Below are 21731 nucleotides of genomic sequence, written 5' to 3'. Positions count from 1 at the left end.
ATGGAAGGGGGGTGCGCTGCTGCGCCTCCCTGGGATACCATCCTGCAACTCGGTCCAGCCTGCGAGAAGGACACCGGCATCTCCACCATGGTCAATCCCTCGTTCGTTTCCCGACTCGTGCCCGGGTCCATCGTCGCCAAGCGGTACAGGCTGACCCGCCAGATCGGCGAAGGAGCGATGGGTGCCGTCTGGGCTGCGATCGACGAGGTGACGACGCGTGAGGTCGCGCTCAAGCTCCTCCTCCGGCCCGATCCGGAGCACCGCCATCGCCTGCTGCGTGAGGCCCGCGCCTGCGGATCGCTGAAGCACAAGAACATCATCGACGTCTTCGACATCATGGAGACGGAGAGCGGTGAGCCGTTCCTGGTGATGCAGCTCCTGTCCGGCGAGACCGTCGCCGAGGTGCTCGCGCGCAAGCGCCGCCTGGAGACCGAGGAAGCTGCGTCGATCGGCCGCGACGTGACCCGCGCTCTGACCGCCGCGCACGCGCTGCAGATCATCCACCGCGATCTCAAGCCGGCGAACATCTTCCTGCACCAGGAGCCGGACATCGACGGCTACGTCGTCAAGGTCCTCGACTTCGGCATCGCCAAGAACCTGGGCGCTTCCGACGGGTTGCACACCGTGGCGGGCGGCGCGGTGGGCTCGCCGTTCTACATGAGCCCCGAGCAGGTCCGCGGCGATCCCACCATCGACGTCCGCGCCGACATCTGGGCGCTCGGTGTGGTCCTCTTCGAGATGCTTTCCGGCGTTCGCCCCTTCCAGGGCGAGACCCCAGAGGTGTTCGCGAAGATCCTCACCGGCGAGATCCCCAGCGTCACCCGCTACGTGCGCCGCGTCGATGAGCGCCTCGCGCAGATCGTCTCGCGCTGCCTCTCGCGCGAGCGCGAGCACCGTTACTCTTCGGCGGCCGAGGTCACGGCCTTGCTCGAACCGTTGGTGCGCGGGCAGTCGGCGAACTCGCCCTTCGCACCAGGGGCTCCGTCCCTGCAGGGCAACCGCGCACCACAGCCCTCTTCGCCAGGGCAGACGCCTCTAGCGTCTCCGCCGTACACCCCGGCCATCGCCACGCCCCTCCCTGGACTCGCCACGCCTGGCCCTGCGCCCCGGTCGCCGATGGGCCTGACGCCACCGCCCGGGATGCCTGCTCCGCCACCTTCGCGCGGATCGAACCCGGGCATGATGTACCTCGACAACGAGGACGAGGACGAGGCGCCCACCACGTTCTACAAGGCCGACGAGTACATCCCGCCGGACCCGCGTGGCTCTTCCCCGGGTCTGCCGCCAGGCCCCGCGATGGCGCCTGGGCTCGCTCAAGGCGGGAGCCAGCCTCCGAACACCATGCGCTGGGGCGAAGGGCCTCCCGTGCCTCCTGGTCTCTCGCTCGACACGACGGCGGCGCTCGACTCCCCCTACTCTGACGCGCCTGCGTGGACTCGTGGCGGCACGGTCAAGATGGCCGCCGACGACATGGCGCGCTACCGCCTGCCCCAGGGCTCGGCCTCGGTCATCACCTCCGCACCTCCTGCACCTCCCCCTCCGCCGGGGATGATGCCTTCTCAGGGGTCTGTTCCTGGGGCGAATCCTTACGGCTCTCCCGCCTACACCGCGTCGTTCGGTGCGAGTTCGGGCCTATACGGCGAGGAGCTGTCCACGCAGCCGTTGCAGCCTTCCGGTCAGCCACAAGGGACACCCAGCTCCTCGTTCACTCCCTTGATGGCGAGCGGCAACGCGGCATTCGAAGGGGATGGCGGCGCCTCGCTCATGCCCCGCCGGCTCTCCAGATCGATGATCGCCCTGCTGGTGGGCCTCATCGTCGCCCTCGGCATCATCGGCGTCAGCCTGGTGATGGTCCTCAACGATCCGAAGGACGATCCCGCCTCGGGGACGCCGGATTCCGACTCCTCGGCCACGCCACTCCCGGGGGCGACGGCGGCGGCCAGCGCGAGCCCTCTTCCTGAGCCTCCGCCGACCCCTGAGCCTCCGCCCGAAGCCGAGCCTGTTGCCGAGCCTCCGCCGGCCCCTTCGGCCTCCGCGAGTGCCGCACCGCCTTCGACGCTCGTGCCCGCGGTGACTGCGAAGCCTCAAGCGACCACCCCGCGTCCCGCCACGACCACGACGGCGACGCGTCCGGCGACGTCTCCCACGACGACCACGAAGAAGAACTGCGCCAAGCTGAAGCTCCTCGAGCGCAAGCGCTGCGAGCGCGGGGGCTGACCGTGTCTGGCGCGAGGCTGGTCATGCGTGGCCAGCCTCGGTCGGCATGCACGATTGGCCGTTCGAGACGTCTCCGTCGAGCAAGCAACCTCGGGTTCACTTTTGCCGAGAAGGTGTGCGGACGTACTGGCTTGCAGTAGTATCGTGGCTCAGGGCACGCCGCGTAAATCCCGCGTGCCACGCTGTGTGGGAGTTGCGCATGGCCTCGCCCGTTGAGAACCGCCTTCACGTGCAGTTATCGGTACGCCGGTCCTGCGTGGGCAGCTCCGACGCCTGGCGACCCTGCGTTTCTCGGGTGAGGCCCTCTGCCTCGCGAGGACAATGATGCCGCCCTCTTCCGTCGACCTGATCGCCCCGGGGGTCCTGCTTGCTGGTAAATACCGATTGCTCCGGCCCCTCGGCGAGGGCGCGATGGGATCCGTCTGGGCCGCGGTGAACGAGTCGACGTCGCGGGACGTCGCGGTGAAGCTGATCTTGCGCCCCGAGCCCGAGTTCCGCATCCGGCTCCAGCGAGAGGCCAAGGCGCTCGGTGCGCTGCATCATAAAAACATCATCGATGTGTACGACATCGACCAGACCGAGAAGGGAGACCCCTTCCTCGTCATGCAGCTCCTCACCGGCGAGACCCTCCATGACATGCTGCGCCGCAAGCGAAGGCTGGAGCCGCACGAGGCCGCGCGCATCGGCCGTGACATCGCCCGCGCGCTCGCCGCAGCGCACCAGGTGCCCATCATTCACCGCGATCTCAAGCCCGCGAACATCTTCCTCCACCAAGAGCCGGGCGAAGAGGGCGAGGTCGTCGTCAAGGTCCTCGACTTCGGTGTCGCCAAGAACCTCGCCCACTCGGACGGGATGCACACGGCCGCCGGCGGCACGGTCGGCTCGCCGCTGTACATGAGCCCCGAGCAGGTGCGCGCCCAGCGCGACGTAGATCACCGCGCGGATCTGTGGTCGCTCGGCGTGGTGCTCTTCGAGATGATCGCCGGGCAGCGCCCCTTCGACGGCGACGCGCAGCAGGTGTTCGCCAAGATCCTGACGGGCGACGCCCCGCGGCTGGACAGGGTGGTCCGTCGGATCGAGCCCGGCCTCGTCGACCTGGTGCAGCGCTGCCTGAAGCGGAAGCGCGAGGAGCGCCCTCACTCCGCCGCCGAGGTCGCGGTCGCGCTCGAGGCCTTCATGACGCCGCGGGAGTCGACCTCCGCGGGGTGGTCCAACGCGGCGCTCGGCAGCGGGCCGGCGAGCGGCCCTCCTTCAGGCGCGTACGCGCCCGTGAGCGGAGGCGGCGCTGGCAGCGCGAGTTCTTCGGGGGCTGCGCCCTCGCGGCCGGGGTCCGGACCGTACCCCGCCTATGCTTCCGGCCCCTATGCCGCCGCGTCGCCGGTCCCCGGCCTGCGACCCTCGTCGCCGTCGGGTTCGTACCCGGGCGTGTCGGTCCCTGCCGGAGGACCGCGGTCGGGCTCCGGCGCGTACCCCGCCTACGGCTCCGGCCCGTATGCGGCTGCGCCCGCGGGAGCGGACGTGCTGTCGCTGAGCGGCGAACTGGAAGAGGTCATCGACGAGGACGACGCCAAGACCATCCCGATCCGCCCCGGCATGGCCCAGGCCGTGATGCAGCAGCTCGCGCAGCAGCGCGCCGGGCAAGGCCTCCCTGCCGGCGGCGCGACCGCGGTGCTGCCGCGCGGCCCGCAAGGCGCGGGTGGGTATGGTGCAGGAGGGCAGGGAGGGATGCCGGGCCATGCGGCAGAATCGTCCCCTCAGTCCGGACCTGGCGCCTGGCAACAGCAGCAGTACCGCACGGGCGAGTCGTGGCCCCGGGCGGGCGCTCACCCATCGCACCCCACGAGCGACCCGATGCGGGAGAGCGGTCCGTGGTCTGCCGGGCCAGGATCGCATGGCGCCGGCGCGATGCCGATGCGCTCACCTCAGGCCTCCTCACCCGAGATCTACGGCGGCATGGGTGGCGCCATCCCTCAGAGCGCGAGCCCGGAGGGGCAACCTGCAGCCCAGGGCTGGGCGCAAGGCGGAACGGTGAAGCTCGCCGGCAACGAAGCGCAGGCCCTCCGGGGCCTCGCCGCCGGCCTGCAGAACACGGCGCCCCTGCACCCAGGGGCTGGCATGGGACCAGGACCAGGGCACCCTGGTGCGCCGGACGGTGCGACCCCTTTCCCTGGCACGATGGGGGTGCACAGCAGCGCGATCTCGACGACGAAGCCGCTGGTCAGCGCCATCCCGCAGAACCTGCCCCCCGCCAACCAGACCATGGGTGCGACGCTGTTCTTCGAGGAGAAGCGCAAGCGCAGCCGGATGGTGGCGGCCGTCGTCGGCGTGCTCGTCGGGCTGGCAGTGGCCGCTGGAGCCTTGTTCTTCATCACGATGCAAAGCGCACCCGAGCGTCCCGAATTGACCCCGGAGCAACCCGCGCAAGCGAAGGACGAAAAGCCGAACGACACGGAGCCCGTCCCCGCGCAGGAGCTGGCACCTCCACTGCCGAGCGCGGCGCCCACCGGCGAGGCCGCTCCAGTTCCCGCACCTTCCGCGGAGCCGACCGCGATCCCCGTGGCCACCCCCAGCGCAGAGCCCAGCAAGGGCGCGTCGACGGCTGCTCTCGCGACGGGTGCCACCGCGCCCGCCACCGTCAACAAACCCGCCACGGCGTCTTCTCCTGCCCCCCCTCGCGGAGCAGGCAAAACCCAGGATCCGTGCTTCGGCAAGACCGGCTTCGAGAAGAAGCTGTGCGAGAACCGCCTGAAGGGAGGCAAGTAGCCCATGCAGCCGCCGACGCGCATCCACCTCCTCTCAGCCGCTCGTCAACCCTTCCTTTCGAGCCCGGGACACCGTCGGCCGTCCATCCTGGTCTTGCTTCGTTGACCTCGAATCTGGAGCGCTTTCGTGACCACTGACCCCCGAGCCATCCCCCCGCACCCCGCGTCCCTGTCGCGTCCAGACCCTGCGCCCCTCCTGACAGGCCAGGCGACAGGATGGTCTCCTCGACGAGGACCCCGTGAACCCCGAGGTGAGATGCATCGAACGCCCGTCACCAGGCACCAGCAGCCTTCCAGCAAGTGGGTCGTCGCCCTCGCCGCCGTGCTGCTCACCGCGACCCCCTCGTGGTCCGCTCACGCTCAGGAGGACGACACGTCCAGCAGCGCCCCGATCAAGGCCGCGAAGATGCTCTACGACGCGGGGCGTACGTCTGCGGACAACGGGGAGTGGGAGAAGGCCTACGAGTCCTTCAGCGCTGCGTGGCGCGTGCAGCAGCACCCGCTGATCGCGCTGCACCTGGGGCGCGCCTCGTTGAAGACCAGCCGCTTCGTCGAGGCGGCAGAGCGCCTCACGTTCTTCCTGCAGCAGCCGCCGGAGAAGCTCAAGGACCAGGACCGCGCGCTGATCCAGAGCCTCCTCGGGGAGGCGAAGCAGAAGATCGGGACGTTGATCGTCAAGGTGGATCGCGAAGGCGCCGAGGTGCTGGTGGACGGCCGCGTGGTCGGGCAGGCGCCGCTCATGCGAGAGATCTTCGTGGACGCGGGCAAGCACACGCTGGAGGCGCGCCTCGGGAAGGAGGCGGCGGAGCCGGAGACGGTGGAGCTGAAGGCGGGGGAGTCTCGGCAGATCGCGCTGCGTGTGGTGCCCCGAGCGGTGGAGCCCAAGACATTGCCGAAGACACCGCCGCCAGTGGCAGAAGGTGAGGGTGGGCCGAAGACGTGGGTGCTGATTGCAGGGGGGGCTGCGGCTGGCGTGGGGGTGATTGCAGGGGCCTCGCTGACGGTATGGGCGAACAGCGTGGATCCAGACTCCGTCACCGGGCAGGAGAAGGCAGATGCTATCGCCCAGCAGGCCTACATTTCGAATACGGCCCTGTGGACGTTCGTGGGGGCAGGCGCTGTGGCGGGGGCCACAGTCGTCTATGCGCTGGTAGCCCCTCGGAAGCAGGAAACGCGGGCGTCTGCGTGGCGCCTCGTTCCGGCCGTGGGAACACGAGATGCCGGCATGTGGCTTTCGGGGTCCTGGTAGGACGTGGAGAGAGGGCGAGCGATGAGCAATCTTGGCTTGCGGTTGGGGATCGGGTTGGCAGGGCTGGCATTGATTTGGGGGGGCATGTCGGGATGCTGGCCGTATGACCCGAGTCCGGGTGGAAATTCGACCGTGAGCTCCAGCACGTCAGAGGGGGCCGGGGGGACGACGTCGACGAGCCAGGGCCCCGGAGGAGGAGGTCCGGGCGGAGGAGGGCAGGGGGGGAGTGCTGGAGGCGCGTGCGGAGACGGACTGGAGGATGGGGGCGTGGTGGTGCGGTACTTCATCAATGCGTCGGATGGCGCAGCCGGCTCGGTGCCGGAGAAGGTGCCGGATGCGGTGACACCCGCCCTGGACCTGGATGTGGAGCCGGGGTTTCCGGACCCGCATCGCGAAGGCGTCTTTCCGTACGGTGGTCTGGCGTGGAGCCAGGACTCTGCCACTGATGGGCGTGCCTGGGCAGCGATCGGCAGCGGGAAAGTCTTCGACCAACTGAACGGCAAGCAAGCGCTCACGGTGGAGCTGGTATTGCGCGCACAGAGTTTTTCGACTGATGCTGTACGTCCATCTCGGCTATTCGGGCTTCATGCGTATAGCGATCTTCTAGAGCGAATCGATCGCTTCTCCTTGGTCGTGGGAGGCTCGATCCCTTCAGGGCGTCTCGGAGCGTACTGGAATCAGCAGACCCCCAGCGAAGAGGACGACCGGGCGGGCCAGTGGGTGGTGGACCTATCCACCCGCCAGGTGGTGCACTTGGTGGTGGAGACGAGCGCGCCTGAGGTGGAGCGGGTGAGGTTGTATGTGAACGGCAGCCATGTGCCTGGCGAAGCCGGTGTGGCGGGCGTGACACCGCCATCAGCGAACGAGCCGCTCAGCCTCCAGGCGAACGATGCGCTGGTCCTTGGAAACGCGTTTGCAGGAGGGGCTTCCTTCCAGGGCGTGCTGCACTACGCGGCGGTCTACGACGTGGCCCTGGACGAACCGCGCCTCGCCGCCCACGCCTGCGCCCTGCTCGCCAGCGACGACGCACCCCCTGAAGGCTGATTTCCTCCGCGACAACCAACTGTGGTCGATCTTGCCGAGCGCACAGGAGTTCCCATGTCAAAGCACACCGTCTGGTTGTCCGCCATGTTCTCCGGCCTGGTTCTCATTGCAATGACCTCGAACTGCGAAGAAGACTCGGGGGACTCCAGCGGACCCGGTGGTTCCGCTGGAACTGGCGGAGAGGGGGGCGCAGGAGGGCTTGGAGGGGGCGGTGACTGTACTCCTGGAGAAGTGAGAGACTGTTACAGCGCAGCGCCCGAGACTGAAGGGATTGGCATCTGTCAGGCAGGCAAGTCGTTCTGTGGTGTCTCCGGGCAATGGCTTGCAGACTGCTTCGGTGAAACGACCCCCGCCACCGAGATCTACAACAACGACATCGATGAAGACTGCGACGGCGTCAAAGCAAGCGCGACGCAGGCCCTCGTGAGCCGGAAGCTCTTGACGCGTTACTATCTCGATGGCGAGCCCGACGCGCCCCTCACCCCTTTGATGGACTCTGCCCCGGAGGGAACACCGGTGGACCTCGACATCGTTGCAGGGATGACGGTGAGGGCTGCCGAGGTCGATGGACATCGTGGCTTGTCCTGGGCCATGCCCAGCTCCGATGGACGCGGTGTCCTTTCGGTCGGAACGACCAAGGTCGTGGACCAACTACAGGGGGCGAAACAGCTCACCCTGGAGGTGGTTCTCTCGATTGCAAGCGGCAGCGTTTCTGGAGCCTCAGCCATTACCTACCTCGGCACAGGGGGCGACTTCGGCCAGCTCGATCTCCGGTTCCTGCCCCCCCAGAACCTTCGCTTCTACTGGAACAATCAGCTCGCGGCGAGCTGGGAGCCCTTGGTTCACGAGCGGTGTGTGCTCCATGTGGTCGTCGACCTGGACGCCGTGCCAGCTGACCGCATCAAGCTATACCGGAACGGCGCGCATGTCTCCGCGAGCACCAATGGCTCGCCCACGGTACCTGATTCCGATAGCACGCTGATTCTCCCTAATAACCAGCTCTATGCGATCGGCAACCGCGGATCGGGAGCGCGTTCGTTCCAGGGCTTGCTGTACTACAGCGCGCTCTACGCGACGAACCTCTCGCCCGAAGAGGTCGCGCTCAACGCCTCCCTGCTGCTGCTGGATGATGACGGCCCGCCTCCGTGACGCTACAGGCTGAGCCTCTACGGCTCACTTCCTCCGTGCGGGAGTACAGATGACCATCAGGGATGTCTTGATGCTCGCGGTCGGTGCGGTCTGTATGGTGCCGCTGGCGTGTGCTGAGATCACCGGACTCGCTGATCTGGAGATAGATCCGGCCTCTTCCTCGGCATCAGGAGCGGGAGGCACGACGTCGACCAGCGCGGGGCTCGGGGGAGGAGGTCGCGGTGGAGAGGGGCAGGGTGGGAACGGGGGAGGCGCATGCGGAGACGGGCTGGAGGATGGGGGCGTGGTGGTTCGGTACTTCATCAATGCCTCGGACGGCGCTGTCGGCTCGGTGCCGCAGAAAGTGCCGGATACGGTGACTCCTGCCCTGGACCTGGACGTCGAAGTGACAAACTTGGGGGCCGACATGGACCCGCAGCGTGAAGGCGAGTTTCCTCATGGTGGGCTGGCGTGGAGCCAGATGCCTGGCAACGATGGGCGTGCTTGGGCAGCAATCGGCAGTGGGAAGCTCCTCGGCCGACTGAACGGCAAGCAAGCGCATACGGTGGAGCTGGTGGTGCGCTCACAGGGCATTTCGAATACCGTGACATCCCGGCTATTCGGGCTGCATGCGCGCGACGCCAATGACGAGAAGATCGATCGTCTCTCCTTGGTTGCGGGAGGCTTCCTCCCGTCGGGGCGCCTCGGCGCGTACTGGAATCAGCAAGCCGCCAGCTACGCTGGTGACCTGGCAGGCCAGTGGACGGTGGACCTATCCGTCCGCCAGGTGGTGCATCTGGTGATGGACACGAATGCGCCAGCGTTGGAGCGGGTGAGGCTGTATGTGAACGGCAGCCAGGTGCCTGGCGAAGTCGGTGTGGCAGGCGTTACGCCGCCATCCGCGAACGAGCCGCTCAGCCTTCAGGCGAGCGACGAGCTGATTCTCGGCAACTCGGCTGCGCTGGGCGCTTCCTTCCAGGGCGTGCTGTACTACGCGGCGGTATACGATGAGGCCCTGGACGAGCCGCGCATCGCCGCCCACGCCTGCGCCCTGCTCGCCAGTGACGACGCACCCTTTTGAACGTCCCACGGTTTGATGGGTCGACCTGCGCCTCTCGACTCATCCCCGGTGCGCTCTCGACTGGAAGGTAAAGTCTTCTTCGTTCCTGCTGGACGAAGTTGACGTGGCTTCGTGACGCCGCGGGCTGAACCTCTGCGGCTCGAAGCATCCGTATGGGAGTCATAGATGTTCATCAGACATGTCTTGATGCTCGCTGCTGGTGTCGTCTCCGTGGGCTTGCTGGCCTGTGCTCAGCTCACGGGACTTGCCGACTTGGAGGTAGAGGAGGCGTCCTCTTCGACGTCAGGCCAGGGGGCCGGGGGAACGACGTCGTGGAGTATGGGGCCCGGAGGAGGGCCGGGCGGAGGGGGTCAAGGTGGGAATGGTGGCGTCACGTGCGGAGACGGGCTGGAGGATGGAGGCGTGGTGGTGCGGTACTTCATCGATGCGTCGGATGGCGCGGTCGGCTCGGTGCCGACTGAGGTGAAAGATGCGGAGACACCAGCCCTGAACCTGAGCGTTGAAGCGGTGAGTTGGGGAGCCGATGCGGATCCGCAGCGCGAAGGCGTCGCTCCGCATGGTGGGCTGGCGTGGAGCCTGGCGCCTGGCAGTGATGCGCGTGCCTCGGCAGCGATCGGCAGTGGCAAGGTCTTCAGCCGGCTGAACGGCAAGCAAGCGCTCACCGTGGAACTGGTGGTGCGCGCACAGGCCTTTGCGAGCACCACGCTATCCCGGCTGTTCGGACTTCATACGCTCGACGGCAATGGTGACAAAATCGACCGCCTCTCCTTGGTCGCGGGAGGCTTGCTCCCTTCGGGGGGCCTCGGAGCGTACTGGAATCAGCAAACCGCCAGCTACGCTGGTGACCTGGCGGGCCAGTGGACGGTAGACCTATCCACCCGCCAAGTGGTGCATCTGGTGGTGGAGACGAGCGCGCCTCAGTTGGAGAGGGTGAGGCTGTATGTGAACGGCAGCCATGTGCCTGGCGAAGCCGGTGTGGCGGGTCTGACGCCACCGTCCGCGAATGAGCAGCTCAGCCTCCAAGCGAACGACGAGCTGGTCCTTGGCAACGCGGCCTCAGGAGGGTCTTCCTTCCAGGGGGTGCTGTACTACGCGGCGGTCTATGACGAGGCCCTGGACGAGCCGCGCATCGCCGCCCACGCCTGCGCCCTGCTCGCCAGCGACGACGCACCCCCGTGAGCCCCGACGGCTCGATGGCCAGTCTTGCACCTTTCAACGCCTCGCTGGCGCGCTCCTGCCTGGCAGGCAATGCCTCCCTTGGTGCTGTTGGACAATGACGACGTGACTCCGTAACGCCGCGAGCAGAACCTCTACGGCTCGAAGCCTCAGCACGGGAGTACAGATGTCCATCCGATATGTCTTGATGCTCGCAACTGGCGTGGTTTCCGTAGGACCGGCGGCCTGTGCTCAGCTCACGGGACTCGCAGACTTGGAGATAGAGGCCGCGTCTTCTTCGACATCGGGCCCCGGGGGGACGACGTCGACGAGCCAGGGCCCCGGAGGAGGGCCCGGAGGAGGAGGTCCGGGCGGAGGAGGGCAGGGGGGGAGTGCTGGAGGCGCGTGCGGAGACGGACTGGAGGATGGGGGCGTGGTGGTGCGTTACTTCATCAATGCGTCGGATGGCGCTGCCGGTTCGGTGCCGGAGAAGGTGCCGGATGCGGTGACACCCGCCCTGGACCTGGATGTGGCGCCGGGGTCTCCGGACCCGCGTCGCGAAGGCGTCTTTCCGCACGGTGGTCTGGCGTGGAGCCAGCCCCCTAACGGTGATGGGCGTGCCTTGGCAGCGATCGGCAGCGGGAAAGTCTTCGGCCAACTGAACGGCAAGCAAGCGCTCACGGTGGAGCTGGTATTGCGCGCACAGGGGTTTTCGGCTGCTGTTGCACATCCCTCTCGGCTATTTGGGCTTCATGCGAGCGACGCTGTAAATAGAATCGATCGCTTCTCCTTGGTCGCGGGAGGCTCGATCCCTTCAGGGCGTCTCGGAGCGTACTGGAATCAGCAGACCCCCAGCGAAGAGGACGACCGGGCGGGCCAGTGGGCGGTGGACCTATCCACCCGCCAGGTGGTGCACTTGGTGGTGGAGACGAGCGCGCCTGAGGTGGAGCGGGTGAGGTTGTATGTGAACGGCAGCCATGTGCCTGGCGAAGCCGGTGTGGCGGGCGTGACACCGCCATCAGCGAACGAGCCGCTCAGCCTCCAGGCGAGCGACGCGCTGGTCCTTGGTAACGCTTTTGTTGGAGGGGCTTCCTTCCAGGGCGTGCTGCACTACGCCGCGGTCTACGACGAGGCCCTCGACGAGCCGCGCCTCGCCGCCCACGCCTGCGCCCTGCTCGCCAGCGACGACGCACCCCCTGAAGGCTGATTTCCTTCGCGCCAACCAACCGTGTTCGATCTTGCCGAGCGCTCAGGAGTTCCCATGTCAATGCCCACGGTCTTGTTGTCCGCCGTCTTCTCCGGACTCGTTTTCGTGACGATGACGTCGAACGGGGAGGAGGACTCAGGGAATTCCAACGGCCCCGGTGGCTCTGCTGGCACTGGCGAGGCGGGGGCTACAGGAGGAAGCGGAGGGGGCGGTGTCTGCCGTCCAGGCGAGGATCGGTCCTGCTATAGCGCAGCACCTGAGACTGAAGGCATTGGCATCTGTCAGCCCGGAAAGGCATTTTGCGATGTTTCCGGACAATGGATCGCGGACTGTCTTGGCGAAATAACCCCCGCCGCCGAGATCTACAGCAACGGCATTGATGAAGACTGCGATGGCGCTGACGCTAGCGCGACGCAGGCTCTCGTGACCCGGGCGCTGTTGACCCGCTACTTTCTCGATGACGAACCCGAAACGCCCCTGTCCTCGTTGAGGGACTCTTCCCCAGAGGGAACTCCGGTGAACCTCAACGTCGTGGGAGGGACGGTGACGGCTGCCGAGGTCGACGGACATCGCGGGTTGTTCTGGGCCTTGGTCAACTCCGCAGGTCGTGGTGTGGCTTCGGTGGGAACGACCAAGGTCGAGGACCAACTGCTGGGGGCGAAGCAGCTCACCGTGGAGGTCGTTCTCTCGATTGCAGGTGGCGATGTGTCCGAGGGCTCGGCAATCACCTCCCTCGGCATGGGAGGCGGCTTTGGCCAGCTCGATCTCCGGTTCTTGCCCCCGCAGAACCTTCGCTTCTACTGGAACAACCAGCTCGCGGCGAGCTGGGAGCCGCTGGTTCACGAACGGTGTGTGCTCCATGTGGTCGTCGACACCGACGCACCCATGCCGGCTGACCGCATCAAGCTTTACCGTAATGGTGTGCAGGTTTCTGCGAGCAACAACGGCTCGCCGACAGTGCCTGCTCTCGGAACCACGCTGAATCTCTCCAACGATCCGAGGTATGCGCTTGGCAACCGGAGTTCGGGAATGCGTTCATTCCAGGGCCTGCTCTACTACAGCGCAATCTATACAACGAACCTTTCAGCCGAGGAGATCGAGCGCAACGCATCCTTGCTCCTGCTGGACGATGATGACCTGGCTCCGTGACTCCGCAGTCTGAACCTCTGCGTTCGAGATTTCCGCACGGGAGTACCAATGTCCATCCGATATGCCCTGATGCTCGCAACTGGTGTGGCCTCCATAGGACTGGCCGCCTGTGCTCAGCTCACGGGACTCGCAGACCTGGAGATAGAGGCCGCGTCTTCTTCGATATCGGGCACCGGGGGAACGACGTCGACGAGCCAGGGGCCTAGCGGAGGGCCCGGAGGAGGAGTTTCGGGCGGAGGGGGGCAGGGGGGGAATGGTGGCAGCGCCTGCGGAGACGGGCTGGAGGATGGGGGCGTTCTGGTGCGGTACTTCATCGACGCGTCCGACGGCGCAGCCGGTTCGGTGCCCGCTTCTGTGAAGGATTCCGCGCTGGATCCCCTGAACCTGACCGTCGCAGCGACAACCTCGATGGGGGACACAGACCCACAACTCGACGGCACCCCCGGCCAGTTGGGCTTGGCGTGGAGCCAGAACCCGGGTCGTGACGCGCGCGTAGAGGCAGCGATCGGTGGTGGGAAAGTCTTCAGCCGGCTGAACGGCAACCAATCGTTCACGGTCGAACTGGTGATGCGCGCACAGGGCTTCCTGAACGTCGATGAGCCATCCCGTCTGGTCGGGCTTCATACGCGTGACATCAATCACGACAAGATCGATCGTTTCTCCTTGGTCGCGGGAGGATTCCTCCCTCCGGGACACCTCGGAGCGTACTGGAATCAGCACACCCCCAGCAGAAACGGTGCACTGGCAGGGCAATGGATCGTGGACCTGTCCACCCGTCAGGTGGTGCACCTGGTGGTAGAAACGAACGCGCCTGAGCTGGACAGAGTGAGGCTGTATGTGAACGGCAATCCTGTACCCGGCGAAGCGAGCGTGACGCCGCCATCAGCGAACGAGCAGCTCAGCCTGAATGGTGCCGATGTGCTGGTCCTCGGCAATGCACTCCTGGGCGCTTCTTTCCAGGGCGTGCTGCACTATGCCGCGGTCTACGACGAGGCCCTCGACGAGCCGCGCCTCGCCGCCCACGCCTGCGCCCTGCTCGCCAGCGACGACGCACCCCTGTGAGCGTCCCACGCTTCGAGACCAACCCCTGAACGTTCAGTGCATCCCGGATTGCCGTCTCGAAACGAGACGAAGATGTTGGTGTCCGGTGTGAGGAGTGACCTCGGATCTGAGAGCGGCAATCCATCTTCTGCAAGGCACCGTGACGTGAACGCGGGAAGATACCCCCATGCTCCGTGGTCATGCCGTGCATCCTGCCCGCGTCGTGTTCTCGATCATCACCGCGTGGCTCCTTGCTTCTTGTGGCCTGATTCTTGGACTCGATGAATTCTCAAACTCAGATTCACCACCTGGCGAAGGCGGTGCTGGCGCGAGCATCGCTCCCTCCACGACGGGCGGCGGCGGTCTGACGCAGTGTGACGCTGACGAGGTGTGCGCCGTCGCTCCCGCGAATGCCGTCTACGTGACCGTGGGAAGCTCTTGCGGAGAGGGAACCTCCGCTCTGGGTGACCTGCTGGACTGCACGCAGTGCGGTTGTGAGTCGAGCTGTGAAGTCACGGGGTACATCTCGAGCAGCGCAGCCAACTGTACGAACAGCGTTGCTGAGATCGCGTTTTCAGCAATCGTCTCCTGCGTGGAGGTAACCGCTCTGAACCCGCCGATTCATACCCGAGGCACTGTCACTCCCCACTGCACTGCAAGGCTGAACGCACCCGCTCCTCGTGCCTGCCAGCTCGACGAACCGAAAGCATGCGCCTCTGGAGGCGCTTGCATCCCCCGCGAACACGGATGCCTGCTCGTGGCCGAGTCCGACGACTGCCCGGTGGAGTACGACCACGAGCGGAACGTCCACCTCCTTGCGGAGCAGGATGGCCCCGACAGCCCAGAGACAAGAGCTGCCGCCTGCGGTTGCGACTGCAATGCCAGCGCCGTCACATGCCCAAACGAATTCATCGCATACGGCACGGAGGATTGCAGCGGACCATCGCAGTCCATCCCCGCGACGGCGCAGTGCTCCCAGACGCAGCTCACGACCATCTCATTCGCTGCCTCCATCAAGCCTCATGCGCCTTCGGGGACCTGCATGCCTGCTGCCTCCACCCCGACCGCCACCCCCAGAAAACTCTGCTGCCGCCCTTGAAGACGGCCGTGCCAGATCACCCCCCTTCGTGACGCACCCTCTCCGCTCTGGTTGCTGATGCGCCTTGCTGAAGCGCCCTGCGCCCTCCTCCAACCCGAAGGCTCGCTCAATTCAGCTCAGCAAGCCGAAGCCGGCGTGATGTACCCCGCGGCAACCTCCTGACCCCCAGCGAAACCCCCGGCCCCATTCCTCCCTCCCCATCTCTCGCTCTCTCCCCCTCTCCCCTCCCTCCCGCCCTCCCGCCCTCCCGCCCTCTCCTCTCCCCCTCCCCACCAAATCACCCCCCTCCGCCCCCCCTCCGGCAGTATGCTCCCCCTCATCACCGGGCCCCGGCTTTCAGCCCCGCCCCCTTCGCTCGCAGCACGCCCGCCGGATGACCAGCCCTTACGACCCCAGCCTCACCCCTGGCGCGCTCCTGGCTGGCAAGTACCGCCTCCTCCGCGTCGTCGCCGAGGGCGGCATGGGCGCCGTCTGGGCGGCCCGGCACGAACGCACCCACCGCGAAGTCGCCCTCAAGCTCCTCCTCCAGCCGGACCAGGACCTCCGCGCCCGCCTCCTCCAGGAGGCCCGCATCTGCGGCCAGATCCAGCACCGCAACGTCATCTCCCTCTACGACGCCGAGCTCACCGAGCGCGGCGAACCCTTCCTCGTCATGGAGCTGCTCCAGGGCGAGACCCTCACCGCCCTCCTTGCCCGCAAACGCCGCCTCGACCCCACCGAGGCCGCCCGCATCGCCGGTGACATCGCCCGCGGCCTCGCCGCTGCGCACCGCATGCAGGTCATCCACCGCGACCTCAAGCCCTCGAACGTCTTCCTCAGCGTCAACGAGCACGTCCAGGGCTACACCGTCAAACTCCTCGACTTCGGCATCAGCAAGCTCGCGGCTGGCAACGACGTCCACAAGACCGCCACCGGCGTCGTCCTCGGCTCCCCCGCGTACATGAGCCCCGAGCAGATCCGCGCTGCTGCCACCCTCGACGCCCGCACCGACCTCTGGTCCCTCGGCGTCGTCCTCTACGAGATGCTCGCGGGCGCCCGCCCCTTCCAGGGCAACGTCGAGACCCTCCTCACCGGCATCCTCACCCGCCCGCCACCGGACATTGCCGCCCTCGTCCGTGGCCTCGACCCGGCCCTCGCTGCCCTCGTCCGCGCCTGCTTGCAGCGCGACCCCGCCTCGCGCCCCGCCTCCGCAGCGGAGCTTGCGTCCCTCCTCGAAGGCTTCGCCAGCGCAGACCCCTCGTCTCCCTCCTTCGCCCAGCCGGCTCCAGCCTCCGCTCCTGGGCTCCCCTCCTCCGGACCGAGCTTCCCCCCCTCCGGTCGCCCCTCGACCCCAGGCTTTGCTCCCTCGGGACGCCCCTCGACCCCGGGGACCGCGCCCTCACTGGGCACCTCACCCACTGCGCCCGACCGAGCTTCACGAACACCCCAGCCCTGGGCCCCCGCGCCCACCTCCGCATCGCAACCCGCTGCTGGTGGTGCGCGCCCCATCGCCCCCTCCCACGTGCTCTCGCCGCCCGCTGCTGCCTCGCACGGCCACGGCGAATCCCCCCGTGCGACACCTGGCTCACCGGCGCTCGCGCAGACGGCTCCACTCGCGCAGACGGCTCCACTCGCGCAGACGGCTCCACTCGCGCAGACGGCTCCGCTCGCGCACGCAGCCAACCGACCACCGACGGCCTCTCATCGGGACGCCCCGCCTCAGGACGCTGCTCAGCCCTCGCTCTCGCCCTCCGTGGCCGCTGACATCACCGCCCGCTCGGCCGTGGCCATCTCGACCCGAGGAAGGCGTGCGCGCTCCCCCCTCCTCGTCCCGGCCATCGCCGTCGTGACGGCCATCCTCGTCGCCGCGGCCATCCTTCTCCTCCCCCTTTTCCGAGCGCCCGTCCCTTCGCAGAGTTCGGATGACGCGACCGGAGAGCCCACGACCACGCCCACCACCGCGCGCGTGGCGCTCGAGCCTCCCAGCGAGACACCCGACACCGCCCCATCGCCCTCGGCGCCACCCGACGCGGCCTCCCCCTCCGACCCGCTGGCACCACCGCCGGACGGGCTCACCCCCCCGGCCTCACCCTCTACCTCGAACGACGTCCAGCCCAGACCTCCTGGCAACGCGAAGCGCAACGACGTTCGGCACCACGTGAAGCAGCCCGCGCTCGCGCCCGCGCCCACCAAGGAGACTGCGCCTCCCTTCGACCGCGCCGCAGCGCAATCCCAGGTCCAGGCCCTCGCCGCCCAGGCATCCCGCTGCAACACGGCCAACCACCCGTCGGGGACTGGCACCGTCTACGTCTCCTTCGATCGCAGCGGCAAGGCACTCTCCGCCGCGCCCAGCCTCCCAGGCACCCTGGGCACCACCCCGATGGCGACCTGCCTCGCCGCCCTTTTCAAGCGCGCCCGCGTCGCCCCCTTCTCGGGCGAGCTCCCCCAGGTCACCCAGACCTTCCGCTACTGAAGCCTGGCGACGTCCGCACGTGGCTCGACCGCGAGGCCCCCCTCGCGTCGCCTTCCGCTGGCCTCGCTGCCCCTCACGTGGCCTGTCAGGCAGCTCGCGGCTTTCCCTCACCGCGCCGCTTTTCGCGCTGCCCGTCTTGCTACCGCCGCACCAGGCCCGTCACTGCGTCCTGCGCCAGCGCCGCGTCCAGCTCCCGCTTGCACTCGGCCAGATCCGGGTAGCGATCCTCGGGTCGCTTCGCCAGCATCCGCCGCAGCACCGCGTTCACCGCGAACAGCCCTTGTCGCGGCAACTCTGGAATCACCAGCCGATTGACGGCCCCGGACAGGTGCGCCTGCATCGTCCCCACATTGAAATCGAGCGGAGGCGACCCACAGCTCAGCAGCTCGAACGCCGTCACGCCGGCCGCGTACTGATCGCTGGGCCTCCAGTCGGACGCTTGATCTCCGAGCCACCGCTCTGGCGCCAGGTACGGCGGGCTCCCCGAGACCATCCCGGTGCTCGACGTCGGCACCTTCGTCACCGTCGCCAGACCGAAGTCCCCGATCTTGAGCTGCGTGCCCTTCACGAGGAACAGGTTGGCCGGCTTGATGTCGCGGTGGGCCACGTTCTTCGCGTGCAGATAGGCCAGCCCATCGAACATCTGCCGCATCAGATCGACGCGCTGCTCCAGGTTCATCCCCCGGTACACCTTCCGGAGCGTCGTCTCGCAGATCTCCATCGTGTACCAGAAGTGGTGCTGCACCGAGCCGTCTTGCACCCGGATCTGCCCGTGACCGGACGCGAAGACCTGCACCAGGTTCGCCGCGCGTGACGTCGCGAGGATGGCGTACTCGCGCTCGAACCGTTCCCAGAGCGTCGGGTCTTCGCCCGCGCGCATGAGCTTCAGCGCGACGTCTTCCTTGCGGGTCCAGTCGAAGGCGATGAACACGGCGCCTTCGCCACCACGACCGAGCAAACGAAAACCGCTGAAGCGAGGCAGCGCCGCGTCGAGATCCGCGCGAACGTAGCCGCCGGGGCTGGAGGAAGGATGGGTCATGCCGGCGCGCCCTACTTGGGCGTCAGTTTGAGTTCTTGATCGAAGATGCTCGGGGTCTTCGGGGCATCGGGTTCTTTTGACGTCGTCCCAGCCTTGTTGGTCCCCGTGGAGCCCTTGTTCGTGGCGCCCTTCGCTCCCCCCTGCCGGACGGTCTTCTTGTTTGAATTGGTCGTGCCGGTCGTGCTTCCGGGAGGCGATTCGGTGCCGGACGTCGTCGTCGCAGCAGCGTTCGTCGTGCTGTCGGGCGAGTTCTTGTCGGGTGAGCCTGGCGCTTGCGCCCCCTGCGGCTCTTGCCCTTGCTGCGCCTCCTGCGTCGGCGCCTTCTCTTCCCCCGCCCCCGGATCTTGCGTCGGCGTCGGTGGCGTCAGCTCCGGCTGCGTCCCCCCGCCCAGCGAACCCAGCCCCGGTACCTTCCCGGGCACCCCCCCCATCACCGCGGCGGCGCCTGCTGCGACGGCCACGGCGCCGATCACCATCCACACCCACTTCTTCGAGGAGCCCGCGGGCGGCTCCACCGTGATCTCGATGTCTTCGTCCCCGGCCCCTCTCCCTGCGACGCGCCCCTTCATCCCCGAGGAGCTCGCATCGCGCCACTCCTGCACCTGCGTCGGCTCGTCATCCAGCGCGACCGTCTTGGCCACGGGCTTCGTCGTGCTCGACACGGCCGGCAACGCCCCGCTCGCCGTGATGGGCCGCCCGTTCTTCTCGCGCGCCCCCCCGGCAGACGGCGGCTTCGACGCCTTCGACGCGGTCGACCCCAGATCCCTCGGCGGCATCCCGCGCTCACCCCGCTCCAGGCCAGGCGCGCGCGGCATCCCCTCGGGCCCCGTGTCCGTGAACTTCGCCGCCCGCGGCGGCTCCCCACGCCCTTCACGCGCCTCGTGCCGCTCGAACCGGCCCTCCGGACGCTCGTGCCGCCCCTCCGCCTCGGACAGGCTCCCCATCGGCGATCGCCGGAACGACGCGCTCGGCCCAGGGGCCTCTTCGGGCACCGCCTGGGACGCGAACTTCTCGCGCCACCCCACGTAGCGCCGGTTCGTCTCACCACCGCCCTGCGGCCGTGCGTGGAAGAGCTGCCGCGCGATCTCCGCCTCGTCTTCCGGCAGCTCCTCGAGCTGGTGCAGGGTGCCCACCCGCCGCTCCTCGGTGCTCACGTCGGACTCCGAGTAGAACCGGATCGACACCCCGCCCGGGATGTCCGCTTCCCGCCCCGTCGAGATCGACGTCCACTTGATGTTCGAGCGGTACAGGATCGACGCGATCTTCGCCGCCGCGTGCGCGATGGTCCCGAACGACTCCCCGTGCGGGTGCACGATCACCACCCGCTTCGGCGTCGCCTCCTCGTCGGCCTCGAAGTCGAAGCCCAGCGGGCTCCGGCGCAGCCGCGGCAGATCGTTGAAGTCGGCCACGTAGCGCGACAGCACCTGCCCGATCTCGGCAGGGTTCTCGACCATCGTCCGGATGTAGGCCTTGTAGAAGTCGCTCGTCGTCGACTGCGCCTCGCCGGCGTACATCACGTGCCGGTAGAACGTCGCCGCGGCCTCCAGCACCGTCGAGTACACCAGCTCCCGGTCCACGGTCAGGATCCCGTGCGCGAACGGCGGGTTCTGCCGCCCTGCGTGATCGGTCGTCCCACCGATGCGCATCCCGAAGATGATCCCCAGCGCCCCGTGACCCGGCTCGTGCTGCGTGTCGTCACGCGACAGGTTGCCGATTGCGAAAGCGTGGGACGCATGCGTCTGCGGCTCGATGTACTTCATCAGCCGCGTCATGTGGCTGAAGTGCGTGGGCGTGAGCGTCCCTTGCGGCACCTCCGGCCCGTACATGAAGTCGATCTGGTGGTTCGGGATGTTGCCGTGGAGGACGTGGTGCCAGCACACGTCGTCCGACGCCCGATAGCGTGGGATCTGGTATCCCGCGCTGGCTTCGCTATCGACCATTGAACCTCGAGGTCGCCTGCGGGTACGCCGGCTGTGGCAGCCGCGTCGCTGCCCCGGCCGGCGGCGGCGGCACCTGGTGAGGATGCATGCCGTGCTGGCCGGGCTGCTGCATCCCGTGGGCCGGCGGCAGGCCGTGCGGGATGGCCTGGGCCGAGTGCGGCAGGTCGGCCTTCATGCGCTGCAGGAGCTGCGTGTCGTAGGCGTTCTTCGGGAGGATCCGCTCGACGAAGTGCGAGAACAGGAAGTGCGTGCTGTGCCCGTAGGTCGCCGAGCCGACCAGCACCCGGATGTCGATCTGGCTCTTGTACAGCTCGAGCGCGTCGATCAGCGGCTTGTAGTAGTTCTTCGCCTCGCGCTCCACCTCGGCCGGCGTCCCCGAGAGCACGTCGGACTTGTTGATGAAGAGCACCACGGCCTTGCAGGACGCGAGCGTCTTCGGCCCGAAGAAGTACTTCAGCGACTGCGGCTGGAACTCGCGGAGCTGGTCGTGCACCCGCTGCTGATCCACCCGCTGGCCTTCCTTGCCGGCGAGATCGACCACCATCAGGAGGCCGTGGATCTCGTCCATGATCAGCTCCTGCTGCGCGTCGACGATGTGCTCGCCGCCCCAGTCGCCGATCTCGAACACGTGCTCGGTGACGACTTCCTTCGTCGTCACGTGGCTGACGGTGCGCTCGTAGCGCTCGATCTTCGTACCCTGCAGCGCGCCGAGGTCGACCAGCGGGTTCGACCACTTCAGCGTGAGCGACGTCTTCCCCGTCCACTTCACGCCCACGGTCAGGATCTTGTAGCGCTTCTGCGTGATCTTCGGCCGCTTCTCCAGCTCGGCGCGCAGCCAGTCGATCTCCTGCTGCTGGTGATCGAGCCACTCGACCTTCTTGCGGTCCTCGTCCCGAGCCTCCTCGACCATCTGGCTGAGCTGCGCGTTCTGCGAACGCATCGACTCGTTCTGGACCTGGGAGGACTGCAAGGCCTGGATGTGCTTGTTCGCGTCCAGGTGCTGCTGCTTCAGTCGGCTTGTCTGAAGATACAGCGCCACGGCTGCCGCGCTGGCGCCGAGCGCCACCAGACCCAACAAGATTGTCAGAAAGAGCATGGAATCACTCCTCGCGCCCCCGCCTGAGGGTGATGTCAGCGCTATCCCGGGGCGGGGTGGCCTGGCCAGGCC

Annotated in this window: 14 protein-coding genes; 11 read left to right on the top strand and 3 right to left on the bottom strand. The window is 67.5% G+C overall.

Going from position 1 to position 21731, the window contains the following annotated elements; translation table 11 throughout:
- The 11 genes from CMC5_RS32475 (at position 1) to CMC5_RS32425 (ending at position 17584) form a co-directional block, all read left to right on the top strand.
- Entirely contained in the window at positions 1-2217 is a 2217-nt protein-coding gene (locus CMC5_RS32475; protein ID WP_050434040.1) for a serine/threonine protein kinase, read from the top strand.
- 411 nt (positions 2218-2628) lie between these two features.
- Positions 2629-4980: a serine/threonine-protein kinase gene (locus tag CMC5_RS47065; RefSeq protein WP_050434039.1), complete on the top strand. Its 2352-nt coding sequence runs from the start codon at positions 2629-2631 to the stop codon at positions 4978-4980.
- A gap of 255 nt (positions 4981-5235) precedes the next feature.
- Entirely contained in the window at positions 5236-6228 is a 993-nt protein-coding gene (locus CMC5_RS32465) for a PEGA domain-containing protein (protein WP_050434038.1), read from the top strand.
- 267 nt (positions 6229-6495) lie between these two features.
- The gene (locus tag CMC5_RS32460) at positions 6496-7272 is read left to right on the top strand and encodes a LamG-like jellyroll fold domain-containing protein (protein ID WP_050434037.1); all 777 of its coding nucleotides are present in this window, start codon (positions 6496-6498) and stop codon (positions 7270-7272) included.
- Between the two features lie 231 nt (positions 7273-7503).
- Positions 7504-8421 (top strand): LamG-like jellyroll fold domain-containing protein, encoded by a 918-nt coding sequence (locus CMC5_RS32455; RefSeq protein ID WP_050434036.1) that lies wholly within the window; start codon positions 7504-7506, stop codon positions 8419-8421.
- Between the two features lie 283 nt (positions 8422-8704).
- Positions 8705-9481, top strand: coding sequence for a LamG-like jellyroll fold domain-containing protein (locus tag CMC5_RS32450; RefSeq protein WP_156339030.1), 777 nt, complete (start codon positions 8705-8707; stop codon positions 9479-9481).
- A gap of 402 nt (positions 9482-9883) precedes the next feature.
- Positions 9884-10660, top strand: coding sequence for a LamG-like jellyroll fold domain-containing protein (locus CMC5_RS32445; protein ID WP_156339029.1), 777 nt, complete (start codon positions 9884-9886; stop codon positions 10658-10660).
- A 409-nt stretch (positions 10661-11069) separates the two neighbouring features.
- Positions 11070-11843, top strand: coding sequence for a LamG-like jellyroll fold domain-containing protein (locus CMC5_RS43455; RefSeq protein ID WP_156339028.1), 774 nt, complete (start codon positions 11070-11072; stop codon positions 11841-11843).
- Positions 11844-11897: 54 nt separating this feature from the next.
- Positions 11898-12992 carry a LamG-like jellyroll fold domain-containing protein gene (locus CMC5_RS43450; protein ID WP_082362989.1) on the top strand — a complete coding sequence of 365 codons (1095 nt, stop codon included), beginning with the start codon at positions 11898-11900 and terminating at the stop codon, positions 12990-12992.
- Between the two features lie 300 nt (positions 12993-13292).
- Complete coding sequence (locus tag CMC5_RS32430; protein WP_050434031.1) at positions 13293-14054, top strand: LamG domain-containing protein; 762 nt, start codon at positions 13293-13295, stop codon at positions 14052-14054.
- 1451 nt (positions 14055-15505) lie between these two features.
- Positions 15506-17584: a serine/threonine-protein kinase gene (locus tag CMC5_RS32425; RefSeq protein WP_050434030.1), complete on the top strand. Its 2079-nt coding sequence runs from the start codon at positions 15506-15508 to the stop codon at positions 17582-17584.
- Positions 17585-17723: 139 nt separating this feature from the next.
- On the opposite strand, the gene CMC5_RS32420 is transcribed toward CMC5_RS32425, so the two are convergent.
- Genes CMC5_RS32420 through CMC5_RS32410 form a run of 3 tightly spaced genes read right to left on the bottom strand, consistent with a single transcriptional unit; the run spans position 17724 to position 21659 of the window.
- Entirely contained in the window at positions 17724-18623 is a 900-nt protein-coding gene (locus CMC5_RS32420) for a serine/threonine-protein kinase (protein WP_050434029.1), read from the bottom strand.
- An 11-nt stretch (positions 18624-18634) separates the two neighbouring features.
- Complete coding sequence (locus CMC5_RS32415) at positions 18635-20563, bottom strand: hypothetical protein (protein ID WP_050434028.1); 1929 nt, start codon at positions 20561-20563, stop codon at positions 18635-18637.
- Positions 20553-21659 (bottom strand): hypothetical protein, encoded by a 1107-nt coding sequence (locus CMC5_RS32410; protein WP_245677912.1) that lies wholly within the window; start codon positions 21657-21659, stop codon positions 20553-20555. The genes CMC5_RS32415 and CMC5_RS32410 overlap by 11 nt, the downstream gene beginning before the upstream one ends.
- Between the last annotated feature and the right edge of the window lie 72 nt (positions 21660-21731).

Origin of the sequence: Chondromyces crocatus (genome assembly GCF_001189295.1) — a bacterium.
Taxonomy (GTDB): domain Bacteria; phylum Myxococcota_A; class Polyangia; order Polyangiales; family Polyangiaceae; genus Chondromyces; species Chondromyces crocatus.
This window is presented reverse-complemented; position numbering and strand designations above follow the sequence as displayed.

Excerpts from the sequence above, each read along its gene's own strand:
- CMC5_RS32475 (WP_050434040.1), top strand. The coding sequence starts at position 1 with ATGGAAGGGGGGTGCGCTGCTGCGCCTCCCTGGGATACCATCCTGCAA.
- CMC5_RS47065 (WP_050434039.1), top strand. The coding sequence starts at position 2,629 with ATGGGATCCGTCTGGGCCGCGGTGAACGAGTCGACGTCGCGGGACGTC.
- CMC5_RS32465 (WP_050434038.1), top strand. The coding sequence starts at position 5,236 with ATGCATCGAACGCCCGTCACCAGGCACCAGCAGCCTTCCAGCAAGTGG.
- CMC5_RS43450 (WP_082362989.1), top strand. The coding sequence starts at position 11,898 with ATGTCAATGCCCACGGTCTTGTTGTCCGCCGTCTTCTCCGGACTCGTT.
- CMC5_RS32425 (WP_050434030.1), top strand. The coding sequence starts at position 15,506 with ATGACCAGCCCTTACGACCCCAGCCTCACCCCTGGCGCGCTCCTGGCT.
- CMC5_RS32420 (WP_050434029.1), bottom strand. The coding sequence starts at position 18,623 with ATGACCCATCCTTCCTCCAGCCCCGGCGGCTACGTTCGCGCGGATCTC.
- CMC5_RS32415 (WP_050434028.1), bottom strand. The coding sequence starts at position 20,563 with ATGGTCGATAGCGAAGCCAGCGCGGGATACCAGATCCCACGCTATCGG.
- CMC5_RS32410 (WP_245677912.1), bottom strand. The coding sequence starts at position 21,659 with ATGCTCTTTCTGACAATCTTGTTGGGTCTGGTGGCGCTCGGCGCCAGC.